Genomic DNA, 19345 nt, shown 5'->3' with positions numbered 1-19345 from the left:
ACCCCACTAATTATGAGCTCACTTCATTTTTCACATGAGAAAGAGGCGAATAACGTAATTCGCCTCTTTCTTTTACCATAACGATGGAATCCACTCTTTTACTTTATTAAACCACTCTTGCTGTTCTTTTTTCCTTTTTTGTTCTTCTTCTTGCCTTTTCTTTTCTTCTTCTTTTCTTCGCTTTTCTTCTTCAATTGTTTGCAATTGTTTTTTATAGTCCGCCTCAGATATTAACGACAATTGGAACGCTTTTTGGGCTGGGTTTGCATTTGCTTTTTTCATGATATCCCGGAACATCGTCGTTGTAATTTGACTACCACCTGGAACATAATGCTCGCTATCTGTTTTGTCATATCCTACCCAAACTGCACCTACTAAATCTGGTGTGTATCCTACAAACCACGAGTCCTTTGCCCCTACGCTCGGGCCATTTACAAGTTGAGTAGTCCCTGTCTTCCCTGCTGTATCAACATTAGTAACTTTCGCTTTTCCACCTGTTCCCTTTTCTACAACACCTTTTAATAAATACGTCATCTTTTGAGCAATTTTCTCACTCGTCACTCGTGTCTCTTTCTTATACCATTTCCCTATTATTTCCCCTTCAGCATTTTGAACTTCTCTAATTGCATGAGCCTCTACTTGAACCCCATCATTAGCAAATGTACTATATGCTTGGGCCATTACAAATGGTGATGTCCCTACATGCATCCCACCTAAAGCAATTGGATACGTACGGTCTTCTGGTACTAACGGAATACCAAATCGCTCTAAAGATTTCAATCCTTTATCTAATCCTATTTGTTCTAATAGCCACACAGCGGAAACATTATACGACTTTGCTACCGCTTCATACATTGTCACATTACCATGAAAGGCCTGATCACTATTTTTCGGTTCATATTCTTTAATATGAAATGGTTCATCTTTTAATATATCGTATACTTCATACCCTTGTTCTAAAGCGGGTACATATACAGCTAGAGGCTTTAATGTTGAACCTGGCTGTCTTTTTAATTGCGTAGCATGATTAAATTGTAAAAACTGATATGGTCCTCTACCTCCAACTAAAGCTGGAACACCGCCTGTTTTTGGATTTATAAGGACTACACCCGTTTGCATAAGTTGATCTGAGCCACTATCTTTGAAATAACTATCATTATTCACAACATCTTCTACAGCTTGTTGTTTTTTCGGATCAAGCTCTGTATAAATACGATAACCACCTGCTAAAATTTCATTTTGTGTTAATTCATACTTATCCATCGCTTCTCTAACTATATAGTCTACATATTGGGAGTATTTACCTTTGTATTTATCATCAACCCCACGTTTTAATACAAGGCCTGACTCTTTTTCTTTATTGTATTGCTCTTCAGAAATATATCCTTGTTCCTTCATTAAACTTAATACGACATTACGTCGTTCAATTGATTTATTAAAGTTTTTATAAGGAGAATACGCAGACGGCGCTTTAATTAAACCTGCAATCGTTGCAGCTTCTGAAATTGATAAATCTTTTACCTCTTTATCAAAATAAGATTTAGCTGCCCTCTTTATTCCCCAAGCACCTTCCCCAAAATAAATTTGATTCATATACATTTCAATAATTTCATCTTTTGTATAAGTACGTTCTATTTTTTTGGTTAAAAAGTATTCCTTTATTTTACGAGAAAATGTACGATCTTGTGTCAAAAATACATTCTTTGCAAGCTGTTGTGTAATTGTACTTCCCCCTGCTACAACTTCTCCTGCTGTAATATTTTTAAAAACTGCACTTATAATTCCACTATAATAAATACCATGATGGTTAAAAAAACCCTTATCTTCTACTGCAACAATTGCCTGAACCATAATATCAGGAATATCTTTTCTTTTAACACCTTCTGTTTTCGAAGAAGCTAATTTAGTTGCGACCTCATTATTTGCATCATAAATTAAAGTCGGTTGTGGAACAGCTTGTTTTAATTCAGATATGTCTTGAATGGATATTATTATATTTATAGCAATAAATAGAGTAATGAGTACACTTCCCAATACAATTAATGAATTACGAAGTTTCTTCCTCTTATTGAACCACTCAAGCATTTTTTTAAAATGAGTGTTCTTCAATTTCATTCGTTCACTTCCTTCATTTATTTACACTCTTCTTTTTAAAAGGAAGAATATACCGCCTTTTAAATTTACTATAATAACGTAGTCATTCCTATAGTGTAAAGCTTTTCTTTTACATTCATACTTTTTGCAAGAAAAGGACATTCTACAAGTAAGATATTCACTATTGGATATTAATATTATTAATAGAACAACGAGAGTTATGTTAAGTTTTTGTAAACTTTTCGATAAAATGTTTTAAAAAACGACAGTTTTTTGTTAGAATTGATTAGCCAATATATTTTACATATATTACTTTTGTGGGGGTAACAATAATGGTCTTTAAATCAAAAAAAGATAAATTTTCTGAAATGTTAATGAATGTTTCCGAAAATTTAAAAGAAGGCGCGCAGTTTTTCGTGGAGTATAAAATTAAAAATGCTAGCGATTTAAAAGAGTTTTCTATGCGCATGAAAGAGTATGAGTCAAAAGGTGACTCATTTATTCACGAAATCATTATGGAGCTAAACAAAGCGTTTATTACTCCAATTGAACGTGAGGACATCCTACAACTTGCAATGAGTATGGATGATGTATTAGACGGATTAGATCACAGTGCTGGTCTGTTCGAAATGTATTCTATTACAGAAGCTGATGAATACATGATTAAATTCGTGGAAGCAATTAATCAATGTGCGATTGAGATTGCAAACTCTGTTGAACTACTGTCTAAAAAGAAGTTAGTCGACATTCGTACGAACGCGATTAAGATTAAGGATTACGAATCACAATGCGATGATATTCGTCGTCATGCGATTAAGCACTTATTCTCTCGTGAAAAAGATCCGATTAAGATTATTCAATTTAAAGAGATTTACGAAGAGCTTGAAGAAGTAGCTGATAGCTGTCAAAGCGTTGCAAACGTATTAGAAACAATTATTATGAAGAACGCGTAAGGAGTTTGATCATGGATACACTCTTGATACTGACCGTTTTAGTAGTCATTTGCGCTTTAGCTTTTGACTTTATCAATGGATTTCACGATACAGCAAACGCTATTGCAACGGCTGTTTCAACGAAAGCTCTAAAGCCTAGACATGCAATTATTATGGCAGCTATTATGAACTTTTTAGGTGCAATGACATTTACAGGTGTAGCAAAAACGATTACAAAAGATATCGTTGACCCATTTGCTTTACAAAATGGTTCTCTTGTAATTTTAGCTGCTTTGCTTGCGGCGATAGCATGGAACTTAATTACTTGGTACTACGGTATCCCAAGTAGTTCTTCGCATGCAATTATTGGCTCCATCGCAGGTGCAGCCATTGCTGCTGCTGGTATTAGCTCATTAAACCTTAAAGGATTCATTAAAATTCTTGAAGCTTTAATCATTTCACCAATTATCGCTTTCGTTATTGGTTATATCGTTTACAGTATTTTTAAAGTGGTCTTTAAAAACTTTAACTTAACGAAAACGAATAAAAACTTCCGTATATTCCAGATTTTCACTGCAGCATTACAAGCCTATACACACGGTACGAATGATGCACAAAAAGCAATGGGAATCATTACGATGGCTCTTATGGCTAATAACTATCATACTTCTAGCGATATCCCGTTCTGGGTACAATTATCTTGTGCTATCGCAATGGGACTTGGTACTTCTGTCGGTGGATGGAAAATTATTAAAACTGTCGGTGGACAAATTATGAAAATTCGTCCTGTAAATGGTGTAGCTGCCGATTTATCATCATCACTTGTTATTTTCGGTGCAACATTCATTCACTTACCGGTTAGTACGACGCACGTTATCTCTTCTTCTATTTTAGGGGTTGGTGCTTCTCACCGTGTGAAGGGGGTAAAATGGGGAACTGCAAAACGTATGTTAATTACATGGGTTATTACACTTCCTATTTCAGCTTCTTTAGCTGCTCTGTTTTACTACCTATTACATTTTGTTTTCTAATCAAAAGTCGTCTTCCTTATTTTTCTAGGAAGACGACTTTTTTGTGAACAAGCCTATTTCTCATTAAAAAGCGTGTATAATAATTGGTGGATAAGTTATTTAGAGGAGTTGGCAATTTTGGAATACATCATGTTACTTTTCATCGGACTAATCGCCGGGACAGTCGGCAGCCTAGTTGGGCTTGGAGGCGGAATTATTATTGTTCCGTTATTAATTGGATTACACAGTTTATCACCACAACTTGCAGTAGGGACTTCTATGGTAACAGTCGTTTTCACAGGACTATCTTCTACCCTTACTTACATGAAGCATAAGCGAGTGGATTATAAAAGTGGACTTATTTTATTTATCGGAAGCGGTCCTGGTGGTATTATCGGATCATGGGCAAATAAATTTTTAAACCAAGACACATTTTCTTTATACTTTGGGATTTTCCTTATATTCGTCTCAATTCTACTTATGCTTCGAGACAAATTAAAACCTCTTTCCCTCTCAAATACGTCTGTAATTAAGCGTTCTTTTACAGATAATGATGGAAATGCTGTACACTACCAATTCCCACCGTTTCTTGCTATCTTTATCGCCTTTATAGTTGGGTTTATATCTGGGTTATTTGGAATTGGTGGCGGTGCCTTACTTGTTCCAGCAATGATGCTTCTTTTTGCATTCCCAGCACATATTGCAGTAGCAACTTCAATGTTCATCGTATTTCTATCAGCAATTGTAAGTTCTGCAACTCACATCTCACTTGGAAATGTCAGCTGGATTTATGCATTAATCCTTATTCCTGGTGCATGGATCGGCGGAAAAATCGGGGCTTACATTAATACAAAACTGAGTGGTAACGCCGTAATTAATTTATTACGTATTACGTTAATTATTCTTGGAACTAGATTAATCATTATTTCCCTTTTATAACGTATTCTTTTTAGAATGCGTTTTTCTTATACACATGAATATAAAAATCCTCCGAGGAGAACAAATAAAATTAAACAAGCACTTAATAACATATAATTTGAAATATGTACTTTCTTCAAGTTGACCACTCCTATAACTGCGACTGTTATCTTTATGATAGCGAAAAAATAGTTCACTTGCAGTTACAGAGTGCTAACAATGCAAAATCAATTATTACAAATTTTATCCTTATATTTCATTTCTTTGTATATTCTATCGATTTAATAAAAAAAGATGTCATATTGACATCTTTTTTAGTGAAGAAGTGACCATCCCATAAAGTCTTCATGTACTTGGCACGCCCTCTTATCGTTTCGATCATATAATTCAGCATAACTATCTGTTTCTTCATCATAAGCCATCGTATAAATAATTTGGCCGTCTACTTCAACGGATAAAACGACTCCACCTTTCATCTCTTCTACATGAATGATAGCATTCGCCGGAATTCTCATATCCGTCATTCTTATCGCATCTAACAATATACTAAACCCCCTACAGCGTATTCATTGCTAGTACTATTACACACTAAATAGTATACTACTGTAATAGCATACATTTCGTCAATGAAATTGCTGTTGAAATAGCATATTGTCTATATACATATACGCTAAAATAGAAGAAATAGAAACATATTAATGGGGGGCTAACATTGATTCTACACAAAGGAGATGTACTATTCCGTCAAGGCGAGGACGGTCCTTTATACTTTATAAAAACAGGCTTATTAAAAGTAGTTCGGCTAGAAGAAGACGGAACACCATTTTTATTCAACATTATCGTTCCAGGTGAAACGATACCTCATCATTCTTTAATTTCACCGAAAGAATATCACGGTACAGCTATCGCTTTAATAAAGACAGAAGTGGAACCGATCACTAGTAGTGAATGGTACGAGAGACTTCAAGCAAATCCCGAATCATATGCCAACATCGCTATGCAATTGCAATCTAAATTAAGAATGATGCAACAACGAATTGATCAATTGACAACTGTCTCTCCGAAAGAACGTCTTCATCGTTTACAAGAATGGTTCACATTATATTTAGGTGACATTCCTATATATGAAATATTAACACAAACTGAAATTGGTCAACTGATAGGCATACGCCGTGAAACAGTTAACCGTTTATTACGAGAACAAATAAAAAACGAGGTAAAATAAATACCTCGTTTTTTTGTTTATTCTCATCTGTCTTATTGTAAGCTTGTTGCTGGGCCGAAAAATTCATAATGAATATGCTCTTGTTTCACACCTAAATCAGTTAGTGCAGCATTTATATGCTTCATAAATGCTACTGGACCACAGAAATAAAATTCTGCTTCAGTTGTCTGAATAATAGTTTTTAACCATTCGCTTTCAACGAAACCTTCTTTATCAAAGTTCTTCATTTCTAAATCTTTTTCAGTCGGTGCAGAATAACAAGTATATGCTTTAACTTGTTCATATTCATTTTCTACTGCCTTAACGTGTTCTTTCATTGCATGTGTATTACTATTTATTGCTGCATGAATAAAATATACATTACGTTTTGAATCTTGTTCAATTAACGTATTTAACATACTCATCATCGGTGTAATCCCTACTCCACCACTAATTAGTACAACTGGTAATGTTGAATCCATATTTAACACGAAATCTCCCGCTGGTGCACTTACTGGTAAAACATCTCCTTCTTTTACATGTTCATGTAAGTAATTAGACACTTTACCGTCTGGTGTATCTACACCTTTTTCTTTCTTTACACTAATACGATAATATTCTTTCCCAGGTGCATCGGATAAACTGTATTGACGATTATGTGTATATGTCTCACCTTCAATATTGATTTGAACCGTTACATATTGACCTGGGATGAATGAAGAAACTTTCCCTCCATCTTCAGGTTTCAAATAAAATGACGTAATAACATCGCTTTCCTTCACTTTTTTAACAATCACAAAGTTACGGAAGTCTTTCCATCCACCTTCTTTATGTGCAGCTTCTTCATACATCTCTGCTTCAATGCTAATAAATGCATCAGCAATGACACCATATGCTTCTCCCCATGCATTTAAAACTTCATCAGGTGCACCTGCGACCTCTTTAATGGCACGTAGTAAACATGTACCTACAATCGGATAATGCTCAGCTTTAATACCTAAACTTCTATGCTTATGACCAATTTGTTTTACAACTGGAATAATTGCTTCTAAATTATCAATGTACGTTGCAGCTGCATAAACAGCATTCGCTAACGCTTGTTGTTGTCTTCCCTTTTTCTGATTCGTATGGTTGAAAATATTCAATAACTCCGGATGTTCTGAAAATAAAATTTCATAAAATCTCGTTGTAATTTCAACGCCTTTTTCTTGTAATAATGGTACTGTTGACTTTACGATTTCAATTGTTTTTGCACTTAACATTGTATCCCACTCCTCTATTTCCTTAACTGTTTTTAGTTTAACTGAATCTTATAATGCAGATTGTGATTTTAATCACTATTAACACGTTGTTTTTGTGAATAATATATGAACATTGTACTTACAAAAGAAAATAAGCTAACTAGAATTCTAGCTAGCTTATTATTTTGTTTGTATAGCTTGTTCAATTACTTTTATATCTTTCCCCTCGCCAAACTCTGTATACCCCCAGATATTCGTTTCCCCCCTATATTTATTTACGATAATATCCAAGTCATGATATACACGGTGGGCATACACTACATACTCAATATTTTGAAGTTCCACACCTTTTTTTACAATTTCATAGCTTCTATTTACATCGCGTTTTATTTTTTCATTCTTTATTTCCGTATGTATATTTTTTAAAGATGGTTCTTGTTGTTGAAACCATTGCTTAAATTGATTCCAATCCCCGTCTGTATAATTCTCTGCTTTACCGTAATTTAAGAAATTATTATAGCTTTCATGTGTCATTCGAATAAAATCTAGCACTTTTGTCTCTTCTTGCACATCTTCTACTTGAGCTATTGTATTTACCTCAGCAGGCTTATTCGCATAATGTAACAGCACTTTCATAAGACTATAACTCGCGATGATCATTACGATAATAATCCCGAATACACGTAGAAATTTCTTCATATACAGAACTCCTTCTCTACTAAAGATATTATAATGTATGGCTATACTTGTAACATTCTCTCGTAGAAATATACTTCCTGTATAAATTCTTCCTATCATTTCGACAATATTTTTCTATACATTTCTCGTTGGCAAATGTTCTTGTAAAACAATATATCCTTCATAAGCTGTGTAACCGAGTATAGCCATTAATCCGATATAACAAGCAAATACTGTCCATTTCGTTTTCGCATCCACTTTATAATAGTTTTCTTGTTGTTCTTTTTCTATTTTCCATTTATTTAATTTTCTTTCTGACGCTTCAAATGCTTCCCTTATGTGAATTGTATACTCATCTTTTTCATCTTCATATGGAACATAATCTAACGGTTCGAACTCCGGTAAAAGATACTCTAACACTTCCATTTTTTGAAGTTCACCTATTTGTAACTCTTTTTCCCGTTCTCTTTGTCTTAATGCATTCATCTCATGATGCATCATGTATATAGTCCGATGTACAGCACCCGTTTCTTTTAATTCCTCTTCAATCCTAGCAACATATTCTTTCATCCCATCAATTTTATGCCCTAATTCCTTAATCGGCTCATCTCTCTTTATCACTCTATATAATTCCATACAACCGATAATAACAATAAATCCTCCCAAAATACTTTTAAAGTAAATTGAATAGCCAAGTAATAAAATAAGGCCTGCTCCCCAAATTTTAGTGCTGACAACTGAAATAATTCGCCCACCATCTAGCGGCGAAACGGGAATTAAATTAAAGAAATTAATCATACTTCCAAGCAAAATAACAAGCGCCCAAAATGGTTCTTTCGTCATTATGTAAAGCGGTATCGCGGGTAAATATGACAGAAGCCCGAAAAGCGGACCCATATAGGCAATGTAAGCTTCATCTTTTGCATTTTTCGGCATCTCTTTCATTCCAATAAGAGCCCCCATAAATGGGATAAAGATTGCTGGCGATGTTGGAATTCCTTTTCTTTTCGCAGCCCATAAATGGCCCATTTCATGAACAAACAACAAATAAATGAGCGCCACCCCAAATTTCCAACCATATAGAACTGCGTATGCGCCAAGCGATAGAAACATACTAAATACCGTTGAAAACTTTGCTAATTTAAAAATTGCAAATACCCACTTTAACTTAGACAGTAAAAATAATCCTATGGCAACAATAATTCCCCATAATCCTTTTTTATTATTTTTCATCTCTCTCCTTTAACCCCCTGTAACGAGTCATACAAGCTCATCAAAAATTATTCTCCTCTTTATTATGACATATTTTTTTCTATTGTTAGAAATAATGTTTATTTAATCCATTTTTAGCCAAAAATATAAATAAAGGAGGTATATACGAATGAATTTACAATCTCTCATAATAAGTGTTTTATCATTTTTAGCTTCAACTCTTATTTTTTATACAGTGAGCTATGTATTATTATTAGATTGGTTGCCAAATCACTTACTTATCACTCTTATCATTCTTTCCGCTCTTATGATTTCATTTCTTATTACACGAAAATCAATGAATGAGCCATCTGCAAAAGCAAAATAATAGAGAGGGTGTTCTTCTCCCCTCTCTATTATCATTTCCTAGGAAAGGCTATATAGAATTTACAATTCAGTTACAGCCAATAAGGGCCTTACCCCAAAATTCAGTTGAAACAAAGAAGTTAAGTGAGAGTCAACGCCGAATTGGCAAAGACTATTAATCAATGAGAAATGATCAGCCTCCGCCGATTAAATTCTCACTTTATCTTTGGAAATTCATTTTTTCACCATACTCTTTAACGATTTGAATTATATTTTGAAACACACCTATTTTTTCTTTTTCACTGTTTAATATTTTTAAATCATACTTTTCGTAATATGTTTCTAATGATTTTAATTGTGATTCTGAAGCGCCTTTTACCTGCACAGTAGCATGCAATTCATATTGCTTATACCCTTCCTTTACTTTTTCACCTAAAATCATTTCACTCTCTTTTGCTCCAATTAATTTTTGAACTTTTTCTGGGAAAGTGAGTTGCAAATAATATTCTTGTTCCTTCACTAACTTGTTGTATAGTGATTGTGAAATCGTATACCGTATCATATAATTCACGTTTTGATAGCCTGCTTTAATATGAAACGCGGTAATCTGCAAATCTTTTTTTGTTACCTCCGTTAAAGGACCTACCTGCATCTCTTCTTCTTTTTGTTCTGAAACATTTGGAAATATAGCCAAAAGCTTTTCCGTATCTTTTTCATTCAACATATACATAACTTTCTTATATTGCACCCATCCTCGTCTATCTTCTCCCCTTAACCATGCATAATAAGTTTCTTTTTTCCCCTCTCTACTAATTTGTATTTCATATTCAGGTTCACCGAAGCTTCCGGTTATTTCTTGTTTCTCAGCTTTATCCAAAATGTCTATTACTAACTTCGCTTCTGATTCCTGCAACTTTTTCTCTTTATGTTTTTTTTGTATAACGGTTACCCCTATTGTTTCTTTCACTTCATTCACCGTCTCTTCTACTTTTTTTGTTTCTTGTTTTTGCTCAGCTTGACCACAAGCTGCTAGTAACATAACAAATAACAACAATACATATTTCCCTTTCAAATTAATCCTCCTTTTACGATAAGAAATTCTTATAATCTTCATACATAAAACAAAAACGTGACATCCTATTAAATAAGTTATACTAATCATTGAAAGGAGGTCTTTATCATGTCCATTAATTTTCATGATGCAAATAATAAATACACATACGCAACAAGAAACGCTCATATTTCTTGGGCTGAAATGGTAAAAAACATTACAGACATACAAAACAAGCAAATAATTGATATTGGCTGCGGTGGCGGGATTTATACGAAAGAACTCGCTCTTATGGGAGCCAAAAATGTTGTGGGACTTGATTTTTCAAAAGAAATATTACAAGCTGCAAAAGAAAATTGCAACAATTTCCCAAATATTTCTTTCATCCACGGTGATGCACATAATATCCCATACCCTAACGAAACATTCGACATAGTTATTTCGCGCGCAGTTATTCATCATTTACAAGACATTCCTACATTTTTATGTGAAGCTTCTCGTATATTAAATAAAAACGGTGTACTTATTTTACAAGATCGAACGATTGAAGATTGTACAGTTCCAGGAAGTCCCGAACACATTCGTGGATATTTTTTCTCTATATTTCCAAAACTCATTGAAATAGAGTCAAAAAGACGTCCAAAAACCAACACGATACAGAAAGAATTACAAAAACATTCTCTTCACGTGCTTCCCACACAAACACAATGGGAAGTACGAAAAATACATGATTCTGTAGAAGCATTGCTACAAGATTTATCTCCTCGAACAGGTCGATCCATTCTATATGAGTTAACAGATGATGAACTTTCTCAACTTCTACAACATATACAGACCACATTACAAAACGTCTCTCCTATTATTGAAAGAGATCGATGGACAATTTGGAGCGCCATGAAGTTGTAAGGAAGGAAGCCTCACAAAATAATGTGAGGCTTCCTTTCTTTCATAATCTAATTTTGCAACACTCTTGATATCCTCCACTTCTGGCCTGTGCACTTCCACACTTCGGACATACTAAATATCTAGACTGATTTGTCAACAAACTACCTTTTTGAAAGAGTAAAACTTCTGCTTGTTTAAACGAACGCGAATAATATAACCACATAAAACCAATTATAGCAATAATGCCAAATAATACTCCCATCGCAAGCATTTCAGTCACCTCTTTTGGTTTGTTCTTTCCAGCAAGTGGATTGTTGTAATATTCTCTGTAAATTCAAATAATCCCTTCTTTACTCCTATAAATATCAACTTTCTCTATAAATTTTACAATTCTCCACAAATTTTTACTCCCATTTTACAATTCATTATTCCTTTTGCAACAACGAATATTACTTTCGATATTTCCGTATATAAATATATCTTTCAAAAAACATATTGACTTTCTAAAAAAAACATGCAACAATACTGTCAGAATACTTGAATAAAAATTCATTGACGAGAACGAGTACGTTATAGAACTGTTCCCCAGAGAGTTGGCGATTTGCTGAAAGCCAACGTTCAGTGCGTAACCGAAAATCATCTCCGAGAAGTAGAACCGAATGTTACAGTAAGTTCTTACCGGCCGTCCCCCGTTACAAGGAACACGTATCATGTTGTACGTTGCAAAGCCGTATACATATAGATTTATTTCTACATGTGTAAATTAGGGTGGTATCGCGGGTAAATATAACTCGTCCCTTTCTTTAGGGACGAGTTTTTTGTGTTCTTACAAATGAATTTAAAAAAGGAGGAAAAACAATGAACACTGTATCAAAAAAACATATTTTTTTCACGGGTCTTATGCTATTTTCTTTATTTTTTGGGGCAGGTAATTTAATTTTCCCTCCCATGCTTGGCCAAAACGCAGGTGAAAACTTTTGGCCCGCAATGATTGGATTTTTACTAACAGGAGTTGGCTTACCACTACTTACTGTTATCGCAATTTCTCTATCAGGAAATGGAATGCAGCAACTTGCAAGTCATGTTCATCCATTATTCGGAATTTTCTTTACGGTAGTTGTATACATTGCCATCGGTCCATCCATGGGCATCCCACGTGTTGCAAATGTTGCTTATGAAATGGGTGTTAGTTCTTTCTTACCAGAAACAATCCGCTCTAGCAGCCTAGTGCTATTTGTATATACAATCATATTCTTTACTATCGTATTTTGGCTGAGTTTAAATCCATCTAAACTTGTCGATCGTATTGGAAATATATTAACACCTATTTTATTACTCTCAATTTTCTTATTGTTTGTTAAAAGTGTCTTTACACCACTTGGACAATCAGGACCAGCTATGCAAGAGTATCAAACTTCTCCAATCTTCAAAGGCTTTATGGAAGGGTACTTAACAATGGACACCATTTCAGCACTTGCATTTGGAATTATCGTTGTAAATGCAATTCGCTCTAAAGGTGTGAATGATCGTAAGTCCATTGCCATCGCCACAGCAAAAGCAGGGCTTATTGCCGCTACAGGACTCGTACTTGTATATGGTGCACTCGGCTGGCTTGGGACAACTAGTGTCTCTCTCGGATATGCAAAAAATGGTGGACAGCTACTTACTGTTATCGTACAACAATTATTCGGCCCATACGGTTTGCTCCTATTATCTCTTATCGTTACACTCGCTTGTTTAACGACATGCGTTGGACTCGTATCTGCGTGCAGCCAATATTTTTCAACATTATTGACTACATTTTCATACAAAACGTTCGCGAGTATCATTTGCGCATTAGGATTATTAGTTGCCAACTTAGGTTTAACAAAAATTATCGCAATCTCTGTTCCAATTCTACTTGTTGTATATCCAATTGCGATTGTACTCGTACTACTATCGTTACTTCATAAATACTTCGGTGGATATCGCTCTGTTTATGTAGGTGCTTTAATCGGAGCAGCAGTTGTGAGCGTATTTGATGGATTAAAACAAGGCGGTATTCCAGTCTCGTTTATCACGTCCAACTTTGAATTTATTCCTTTATATAATGAAGGAATAGGCTGGCTATTACCAGCATTAGCCGGAGCACTTATCGGATTTACTATCGCTAAACTAAACGGTGCTAAAAAAGTTCCCTTAATAACCGACGCAAAAGCATCCTAAAAAAACTCCCGAAAGGGAGTTTTTTTACATTTGATAAGCAGTATGATTAAAACTACTTATTTTATACGCTTTCGTATAATATTCAATATTCGTATCAACTGTTTCTACCTTAACAACATCATAGCAGTCTTCTTGCTTTACTAAAAATAAATAGTATTCCTCTGTTGCCTCAATAATCGCAATTTTATCTGTTTCAACATTATATTGTTCACAAAGCGCTTGTAATGCGTTCACATAATCCCCTAATTTTTTAGACTTATCCATTCCGAATATAGTTTGAACTAACATATACATTCTCCCCTTTGTATGTACTGTTAACAACTTAATGATAACGCTTACATTTATTAGCGTCAATAAAAAGATTTGATGCAAACTAATAATCAATGGGGATAGTCCCCCACTGATTAAAGTTGCACTTTATCATTTCGTTAATTGATGTCTAAATGCATAAATAACCGCCTGTGTCCGGTCACTTACATTTAGTTTATTTAATATATTACTCACATGTGTCTTTACTGTTTTGAGGGCAATAAACAATTCATCTGCAATCTCTTGATTACTTTTCCCCTCTGCAATTAATAACAAAATTTCAGACTCTCTTTCTGTTAACTCCTCATGCAAAGGTTGCTCTTTCTTTTGACGCATACGGGACATCATTTTCCCGGTAACTTTCGGCTCTAATACCGTTTCTCCATCATAAGTAGCTCGTACAGCGTCCGCTATATCACTTGCTCTTGATGTTTTTAATAAATAACTAGTCGCCCCAGCCTCAATAACAGGATACAATTTTTCGTCATCTAAAAAGCTTGTTACAACTACAATTTTTGCTTCTGGCCATTCTTGAATAATAGCACGTGTTGCTTCGACACCATCCATCTCATCCATAACAAGGTCCATTAAAATAATATCCGGTCTTAATTGCAGTGCTAATTCTGATCCTTTTTTTCCATTTTCAGCTTCCCCGACCACTTCAATATCTGGTTGTGTAGATAAATATGCCGATACACCCATACGAACCATTTCATGATCATCGACAAGCAATACTTTTATCATACTTCTCCCCCTCTCTCAAGCATAATCGGTACTTTCACTTCTATTTGTGTACCTTTGGCCGGGAAACTCAGTACCTTGAGTGTCCCACCAATTTCATGAACACGCTCTTGCATCGATCTTAAGCCATAGGAACCGGCTTTATTAACGCCTACTTCAAACCCAACACCGTCATCAATGATTTTTAAAATCGCATATTGATCAATTTTTCGAAGGCGCACTTCTGTTTTCTTTGCCTTCGCGTGTCGCAACGTATTTGATAGCGCTTCTTGCACAATACGGAATAAATGATCTTCTACACCTTTTTTTAATTCTATTGGCTCAATAAGCCATTCAATTTTCATATGTTGTTTTCGCGATAATTCCGTTAATAATTCCTCTATACCTTCTGTCAGTTTCTTACCTTCCAATTGTACAGGACGTAAATGAAGGAGCAATGCTCTCATTTCTGATTGAGCATTTACAACCATATTTTCAACAAGTTGTAATTGTTTTTTTGTCACATCTGGAAATTCAGTTATTTGTTCATTAATCGCTGACATCATCATCGACATTGCGAAAAGCTGCTGACTTACTGAATCATGCAACTCCCTTGCTAAGCGATGCCTTTCTTGAGAAATCGCTTCTTGTCTCATCTCTTCATTCCAATGAGCTCGTTCATTCGTTACTTTTTGAAAGAGTCCAGCTTGCTCCTCTAATCGACGAGCCAGAACGATTACTTTTCGCTCCACTTCATGAAATTCATCATCCGCAGTAAACGAAACATCACTCGGAAAATTCCCTCGCTCTACTTCAAATAGAAAAGTATTTAATCCTTGTATACGCTGCTCTATATAGTAACCGATTGCATATCCTACAATTCCCCCGATAAGTAAACTTGTAGTCATAATAAACAAGCCAATTGGAACAGAAGCGATGGATTCCTTCCATAATAAATCATACACTTGTTGCTCGCTTTTCCAAACATATACAATTGTACAAATGAGTGCGATACTAACAGAGGACAACATAGAATAACGAATATACATCCACGAAATATTTTTTTGTTTCTTCATTATACTTTCCTCACTTCCGTGTCGCCTACGACAAGCGAAGAAATAATTTTAATACGACGAGGAGCCTCTTTATACTGCTCTGTTCTAAATGTAACATTGCGGTTAAACCCTGTCTCTTCATGACCTGGCAAGAGCACACGGCCGACAATAACAGAGTGATTTAAAGAAAGTTCAATATCATATGGCACATATAAACGAATATTACCAACGACACCTCGAATAACAATTACTGTTTCTCCTTCTGGAATCATAGCAGTTGTTAAATCTATTTCCACATCACAAGCACCATATTGAACATTAATATCCTCAAGTTCATAAATATGATCCATCATTCGTACATTGCCTACAAACATATTTTTCAAATATGGTTCTGTACGATATATTTGCTTCTCTTCGTCTATAATCCCTTTTTCTTTAATTTCAACCTTCATTGCTTTTTGCTGATGTCCTTGTTGAATCAATTGATAACCAATTAAAGCTAAACAAGCAAATACGACAAGAACAAATGCTGCTGATGAAAATAAGAAAAATAAAAATACGATACCACCAACAAATAAAAATACATTCCCCCGTACATAACGATTCTTTTTACGATAATGCCTTCCAAACATAAGCATAATAAATGCAAAAATGAGACCACCTGGTTCAAAATGTCCAAGTATCATATCAAGAAAAAGACCGAACCCAAATATGATGAGGAGCATCCCCATTAATTGTGTCTTTGAAAAATGTTTCTTCACTTCAGCTCCCCCCCTTCTTGTCACATATACATAGAAGAAAAGGCATTGCTTTCCAACACCTTTTCTCCTATCACTATATCATAAGCCTGTTTTATAATATACTACTATTATTTTGTTAACTCTTTCGTTAACGATACATCATTCTTTTCTTTCATTTCACGCTCAAGTTTTGCAATTTTCATATCAAATGTGTCACGCTCATGCCCTTCATTCATACGAGTTTCTAAGTCACGAATGTGATCTTCAATTTCTTCAAATCGTAAGAACGGATTATTTTCATCCATTTTATGCATCGCAGTATTCATCCGACGATTTGCATGTGCCATATTTTCACGTGCCATTAGTTCCATACGCTTTGCGTGCATTTCTTTTAATTTATTTTTCATTTCAGAAAGACGACGCTCTAACTCATCAATTTGCTCTACAACACCTGCATACATTTCTTCTAATCGAGTTACTTGCCCTTCATAATAAGCTACCTCTTCTAACGCACGTTCGTGCAATTGTAATTCGCCTGCTTCTTGAGCAACGATAGCTTGCTTTGATCTTTTATTAACGAAATAACGTGCTTGCTCAAGCTCACGAGCGAAGTTAGATTTTAATGTTTTATGACGCTCAATTAACTTCTCAATTTTTGTTATTTCACGCTCACTATCACGTAAATATTGGTTTAACATCGCAATTGGATTTTTTCTTTCCTTCTCATCTAACACGTTATGAAAATCAGCTAAAATTGCATCGCGTACACGTCCGAATAAAGATTGTTTCATTATAAATCTTCCTCTCTTCTACTTTAATTATAATTTGATTTATTGTTTTAGTTTTTCATTAATTTGTTCCACTCATCTTCAAAGTTGCTATATGGTGTAGAACTTTCTGGAGCAGATTCAACAACTACATCTTTTTCTTTTTTCCACTCACGGTATCCGTAGTATAAAACCACTAAAGCAGCGATACCGATTAATGCTGGTGAATGAGAAAGTGCAATGGATAAACCGATTAAACCAACAATACCCCAAGCTAACTTTCCAAAAAATGATTTAGCTCGCACAAATGATTTATAGCTCCAATATACAACTCCTGCTCCGATTGCGAATCCTACAATACCAGCAAGACTACCAAGAGCAATTAAAGCCAAAATACCGGCTGCGATAAACGCTAGAAATTGTTTCATCTTGTGCTTGCCTCCCTTCGATTTGATACTCTTATCTTAACTATTTTTTCATCTTTCCATAACGAGCTTAAGAACCGTTTTTAACTCAGACTTAAGACCGAGTCATATTCAGCCCTTTACGCAAAAAAACGTGCAGAGTCTATTCTCTGCACGTTTTTTAATTACTAACGTTCATATTAGATTAAGCTGTTTTATGATACTTTTTTTTCTCAGCTACTTTCGAAAACCTTGGAAACCCAATTAAAATAGAAACAATCCCACATACTCCAACTAAAATTGGATAAAATGCATATGGTAACAATTCAACCGGAGATAACGCTGCAAATCCTGCTGCCGTTAACATTTGGGCACCGTACGGGATCAACCCTTGCACACAACATGAGAAAAGATCTAATACACTCGCTGATTTACGAGGATCTATTTCATATTGATCCGCAATATTTTTTGCAAGCGGGCCTGTAAAAATAATCGAAATCGTATTATTTGCTGTACACATATTCGTCATACTCACTAAACCAGCAATACCAAATTCCGCTCCTTTTTTCGAACGAATATTACGTGTTAATACATTCATTAAATATTGAATACCACCATTATATTGGATTAATTCAACCATACCGCCAATTAATATAGCAAGTAATACTAACTCCATCATACCGCCCATTCCAGTCGTTACACTTTTAAAGAAACTTTCTAACGTGTAACTTCCATCTATAAGACCGATAACACCAGATAGTACAGTTCCACCAGTTAATACGATAAGTACATTCCAGCCAAGTAGAGCTGTAATAAGTACTCCTGCGTACGGTAAAATCTTTATCCAATCAAAGCTATGCGCTTTAACCTGCGTATCACTTCCTGAAGTAACTATTACTAATAGTACAATTGTAATAATAGCCGCTGGTAATACAATTAAAAAGTTCGTTTTAAACTTATCTTTCATTTCTGTTCCTTGTGAACGAACAGCTGCGATTGTTGTATCTGAAATAAATGATAAATTATCACCAAACATCGCTCCGCCAACAACAGTAGCCATCGTAAGCGCAATTGAGATATCAGTTTGACCACTAATACCTACAGCAATTGGTGCTAACGCTGCAATTGTTCCCATTGAAGTCCCCATAGCTAATGAAATAAATGCACCAATAACAAAGATTCCAGCTACGATAAATCCTGGCGGTAAAATAGTTAACGCTAAATTAACAGTTGAATCTACCCCGCCCATTCCTTTAGCAGTTTCAGAAAATGCACCAGCAAGCACAAAAATTAATACCATAATCATAATATCTGGATTTCCTGCACCTTTAGCGAACCGCTCTACTTTCACATTAAAACTTTCTTTACGATTCATCACTAAAGCAACTCCTACAGCAATTGAAATCGCTACAAGTATCGGCAATTTATAGAAATCACCTGTAATAATTCCAGAACCAATAAATAGCGCCAAAAATATCCCAAGTGGTAATAAAGCTAAACCATTTCCTCTCGTTTCTTTCAAAGTACCATCTCTCCCTAGTTTCAACCTTTTTCTAATGAATAACAAAAGACCTC

At 34.9% G+C, this 19345-nt stretch carries 21 protein-coding genes and 1 other annotated feature; of the genes, 7 read left to right on the top strand and 14 right to left on the bottom strand.

The window, feature by feature from the left end:
- Positions 1-72: 72 nt before the first annotated feature.
- Positions 73-2115: a transglycosylase domain-containing protein gene (locus tag BCG9842_RS07010; protein WP_000769249.1), complete on the bottom strand. Its 2043-nt coding sequence runs from the start codon at positions 2113-2115 to the stop codon at positions 73-75.
- A 311-nt stretch (positions 2116-2426) separates the two neighbouring features.
- Here BCG9842_RS07010 and BCG9842_RS07005 point away from each other — a divergent pair, with 311 nt between their 5' ends.
- The 3 genes from BCG9842_RS07005 (at position 2427) to BCG9842_RS06995 (ending at position 4975) form a co-directional block, all read left to right on the top strand.
- The gene (locus tag BCG9842_RS07005) at positions 2427-3047 is read left to right on the top strand and encodes a DUF47 domain-containing protein (protein WP_000231445.1); all 621 of its coding nucleotides are present in this window, start codon (positions 2427-2429) and stop codon (positions 3045-3047) included.
- 11 nt (positions 3048-3058) lie between these two features.
- The gene (locus tag BCG9842_RS07000; protein ID WP_000380276.1) at positions 3059-4057 is read left to right on the top strand and encodes an inorganic phosphate transporter; all 999 of its coding nucleotides are present in this window, start codon (positions 3059-3061) and stop codon (positions 4055-4057) included.
- Between the two features lie 117 nt (positions 4058-4174).
- A complete protein-coding gene (locus BCG9842_RS06995; protein WP_000455760.1) occupies positions 4175-4975 on the top strand; it encodes a sulfite exporter TauE/SafE family protein in 801 nt (266 codons plus the stop codon).
- Between the two features lie 293 nt (positions 4976-5268).
- Here the strand turns inward: BCG9842_RS06995 and BCG9842_RS06990 are convergent, their stop codons facing one another.
- Positions 5269-5496: a hypothetical protein gene (locus BCG9842_RS06990; RefSeq protein ID WP_000882911.1), complete on the bottom strand. Its 228-nt coding sequence runs from the start codon at positions 5494-5496 to the stop codon at positions 5269-5271.
- Positions 5497-5666: 170 nt separating this feature from the next.
- Between BCG9842_RS06990 and BCG9842_RS06985 the strand changes: the two genes are divergently transcribed.
- Complete coding sequence (locus BCG9842_RS06985; RefSeq protein WP_000600585.1) at positions 5667-6179, top strand: Crp/Fnr family transcriptional regulator; 513 nt, start codon at positions 5667-5669, stop codon at positions 6177-6179.
- Between the two features lie 32 nt (positions 6180-6211).
- On the opposite strand, the gene hmpA is transcribed toward BCG9842_RS06985, so the two are convergent.
- The 3 genes from hmpA to BCG9842_RS06970 form a co-directional block, all read right to left on the bottom strand.
- Positions 6212-7420 (bottom strand): NO-inducible flavohemoprotein, encoded by a 1209-nt coding sequence (gene hmpA / locus BCG9842_RS06980; protein ID WP_000947319.1) that lies wholly within the window; start codon positions 7418-7420, stop codon positions 6212-6214.
- Between the two features lie 159 nt (positions 7421-7579).
- A complete protein-coding gene (locus tag BCG9842_RS06975) occupies positions 7580-8098 on the bottom strand; it encodes a hypothetical protein (protein WP_000714164.1) in 519 nt (172 codons plus the stop codon).
- Positions 8099-8212: 114 nt separating this feature from the next.
- Positions 8213-9310, bottom strand: a complete 1098-nt coding sequence (locus BCG9842_RS06970; RefSeq protein WP_000794495.1) for a site-2 protease family protein — start codon at positions 9308-9310, stop codon at positions 8213-8215.
- Positions 9311-9458: 148 nt separating this feature from the next.
- Between BCG9842_RS06970 and BCG9842_RS06965 the strand changes: the two genes are divergently transcribed.
- Positions 9459-9656, top strand: a complete 198-nt coding sequence (locus tag BCG9842_RS06965) for a hypothetical protein (protein ID WP_001053359.1) — start codon at positions 9459-9461, stop codon at positions 9654-9656.
- A 198-nt stretch (positions 9657-9854) separates the two neighbouring features.
- Here BCG9842_RS06965 and BCG9842_RS06960 read toward each other — a convergent pair whose 3' ends face one another.
- Entirely contained in the window at positions 9855-10706 is an 852-nt protein-coding gene (locus BCG9842_RS06960; RefSeq protein ID WP_000677056.1) for a hypothetical protein, read from the bottom strand.
- A 108-nt stretch (positions 10707-10814) separates the two neighbouring features.
- On the opposite strand from BCG9842_RS06960, the gene BCG9842_RS06955 reads away from it, so the two are divergent.
- Positions 10815-11591, top strand: coding sequence for a class I SAM-dependent methyltransferase (locus tag BCG9842_RS06955; protein ID WP_000026263.1), 777 nt, complete (start codon positions 10815-10817; stop codon positions 11589-11591).
- Between the two features lie 40 nt (positions 11592-11631).
- Here BCG9842_RS06955 and BCG9842_RS06950 read toward each other — a convergent pair whose 3' ends face one another.
- The gene (locus tag BCG9842_RS06950) at positions 11632-11841 is read right to left on the bottom strand and encodes a hypothetical protein (RefSeq protein WP_000880630.1); all 210 of its coding nucleotides are present in this window, start codon (positions 11839-11841) and stop codon (positions 11632-11634) included.
- A gap of 272 nt (positions 11842-12113) precedes the next feature.
- Positions 12114-12372 (top strand) — a binding site (T-box leader).
- Positions 12373-12428: 56 nt separating this feature from the next.
- On the opposite strand from BCG9842_RS06950, the gene brnQ3 reads away from it, so the two are divergent.
- On the top strand, positions 12429-13775 hold the full coding sequence (gene brnQ3 / locus BCG9842_RS06945; RefSeq protein ID WP_001099170.1) for a branched-chain amino acid transport system II carrier protein BrnQ3: 1347 nt from the start codon (positions 12429-12431) through the stop codon (positions 13773-13775).
- A gap of 24 nt (positions 13776-13799) precedes the next feature.
- Here the strand turns inward: brnQ3 and BCG9842_RS06940 are convergent, their stop codons facing one another.
- The 7 genes from BCG9842_RS06940 to BCG9842_RS06910 form a co-directional block, all read right to left on the bottom strand.
- Positions 13800-14138: a DUF3922 domain-containing protein gene (locus BCG9842_RS06940; protein WP_118961699.1), complete on the bottom strand. Its 339-nt coding sequence runs from the start codon at positions 14136-14138 to the stop codon at positions 13800-13802.
- 57 nt (positions 14139-14195) lie between these two features.
- On the bottom strand, positions 14196-14828 hold the full coding sequence (locus BCG9842_RS06935) for a response regulator (protein ID WP_000598702.1): 633 nt from the start codon (positions 14826-14828) through the stop codon (positions 14196-14198).
- Positions 14825-15880 (bottom strand): sensor histidine kinase, encoded by a 1056-nt coding sequence (locus BCG9842_RS06930; protein ID WP_000744327.1) that lies wholly within the window; start codon positions 15878-15880, stop codon positions 14825-14827. The genes BCG9842_RS06935 and BCG9842_RS06930 overlap by 4 nt, the downstream gene beginning before the upstream one ends.
- Positions 15880-16620: a cell wall-active antibiotics response protein LiaF gene (gene liaF, locus BCG9842_RS06925; RefSeq protein WP_000716094.1), complete on the bottom strand. Its 741-nt coding sequence runs from the start codon at positions 16618-16620 to the stop codon at positions 15880-15882. The genes BCG9842_RS06930 and liaF overlap by 1 nt, the downstream gene beginning before the upstream one ends.
- Before the next feature lie 107 nt (positions 16621-16727).
- Positions 16728-17390, bottom strand: coding sequence for a PspA/IM30 family protein (locus BCG9842_RS06920; protein WP_000814131.1), 663 nt, complete (start codon positions 17388-17390; stop codon positions 16728-16730).
- Between the two features lie 47 nt (positions 17391-17437).
- Positions 17438-17794 carry a lmo0954 family membrane protein gene (locus tag BCG9842_RS06915; protein WP_000808642.1) on the bottom strand — a complete coding sequence of 119 codons (357 nt, stop codon included), beginning with the start codon at positions 17792-17794 and terminating at the stop codon, positions 17438-17440.
- A gap of 181 nt (positions 17795-17975) precedes the next feature.
- A complete protein-coding gene (locus tag BCG9842_RS06910; RefSeq protein ID WP_000665498.1) occupies positions 17976-19292 on the bottom strand; it encodes a Na+/H+ antiporter NhaC family protein in 1317 nt (438 codons plus the stop codon).
- Between the last annotated feature and the right edge of the window lie 53 nt (positions 19293-19345).

This window comes from Bacillus cereus G9842, from assembly GCF_000021305.1.
Taxonomy (GTDB): Bacteria; Bacillota; Bacilli; order Bacillales; family Bacillaceae_G; genus Bacillus_A; species Bacillus_A thuringiensis_S.
This window is presented reverse-complemented; position numbering and strand designations above follow the sequence as displayed.

Bases quoted from the DNA above. Each gene is read 5' to 3' on its own strand.
- hmpA (WP_000947319.1), bottom strand. From the start codon at position 7,420: ATGTTAAGTGCAAAAACAATTGAAATCGTAAAGTCAACAGTACCATTA.
- brnQ3 (WP_001099170.1), top strand. From the start codon at position 12,429: ATGAACACTGTATCAAAAAAACATATTTTTTTCACGGGTCTTATGCTA.
- BCG9842_RS07000 (WP_000380276.1), top strand. From the start codon at position 3,059: ATGGATACACTCTTGATACTGACCGTTTTAGTAGTCATTTGCGCTTTA.
- BCG9842_RS06970 (WP_000794495.1), bottom strand. From the start codon at position 9,310: ATGAAAAATAATAAAAAAGGATTATGGGGAATTATTGTTGCCATAGGA.
- BCG9842_RS06935 (WP_000598702.1), bottom strand. From the start codon at position 14,828: ATGATAAAAGTATTGCTTGTCGATGATCATGAAATGGTTCGTATGGGT.
- BCG9842_RS06915 (WP_000808642.1), bottom strand. From the start codon at position 17,794: ATGAAACAATTTCTAGCGTTTATCGCAGCCGGTATTTTGGCTTTAATT.
- BCG9842_RS06950 (WP_000880630.1), bottom strand. From the start codon at position 11,841: ATGCTTGCGATGGGAGTATTATTTGGCATTATTGCTATAATTGGTTTT.
- BCG9842_RS06975 (WP_000714164.1), bottom strand. From the start codon at position 8,098: ATGAAGAAATTTCTACGTGTATTCGGGATTATTATCGTAATGATCATC.
- BCG9842_RS06930 (WP_000744327.1), bottom strand. From the start codon at position 15,880: ATGAAGAAACAAAAAAATATTTCGTGGATGTATATTCGTTATTCTATG.
- BCG9842_RS07005 (WP_000231445.1), top strand. From the start codon at position 2,427: ATGGTCTTTAAATCAAAAAAAGATAAATTTTCTGAAATGTTAATGAAT.
- BCG9842_RS06965 (WP_001053359.1), top strand. From the start codon at position 9,459: ATGAATTTACAATCTCTCATAATAAGTGTTTTATCATTTTTAGCTTCA.
- BCG9842_RS07010 (WP_000769249.1), bottom strand. From the start codon at position 2,115: ATGAAATTGAAGAACACTCATTTTAAAAAAATGCTTGAGTGGTTCAAT.
- BCG9842_RS06920 (WP_000814131.1), bottom strand. From the start codon at position 17,390: ATGAAACAATCTTTATTCGGACGTGTACGCGATGCAATTTTAGCTGAT.
- BCG9842_RS06955 (WP_000026263.1), top strand. From the start codon at position 10,815: ATGTCCATTAATTTTCATGATGCAAATAATAAATACACATACGCAACA.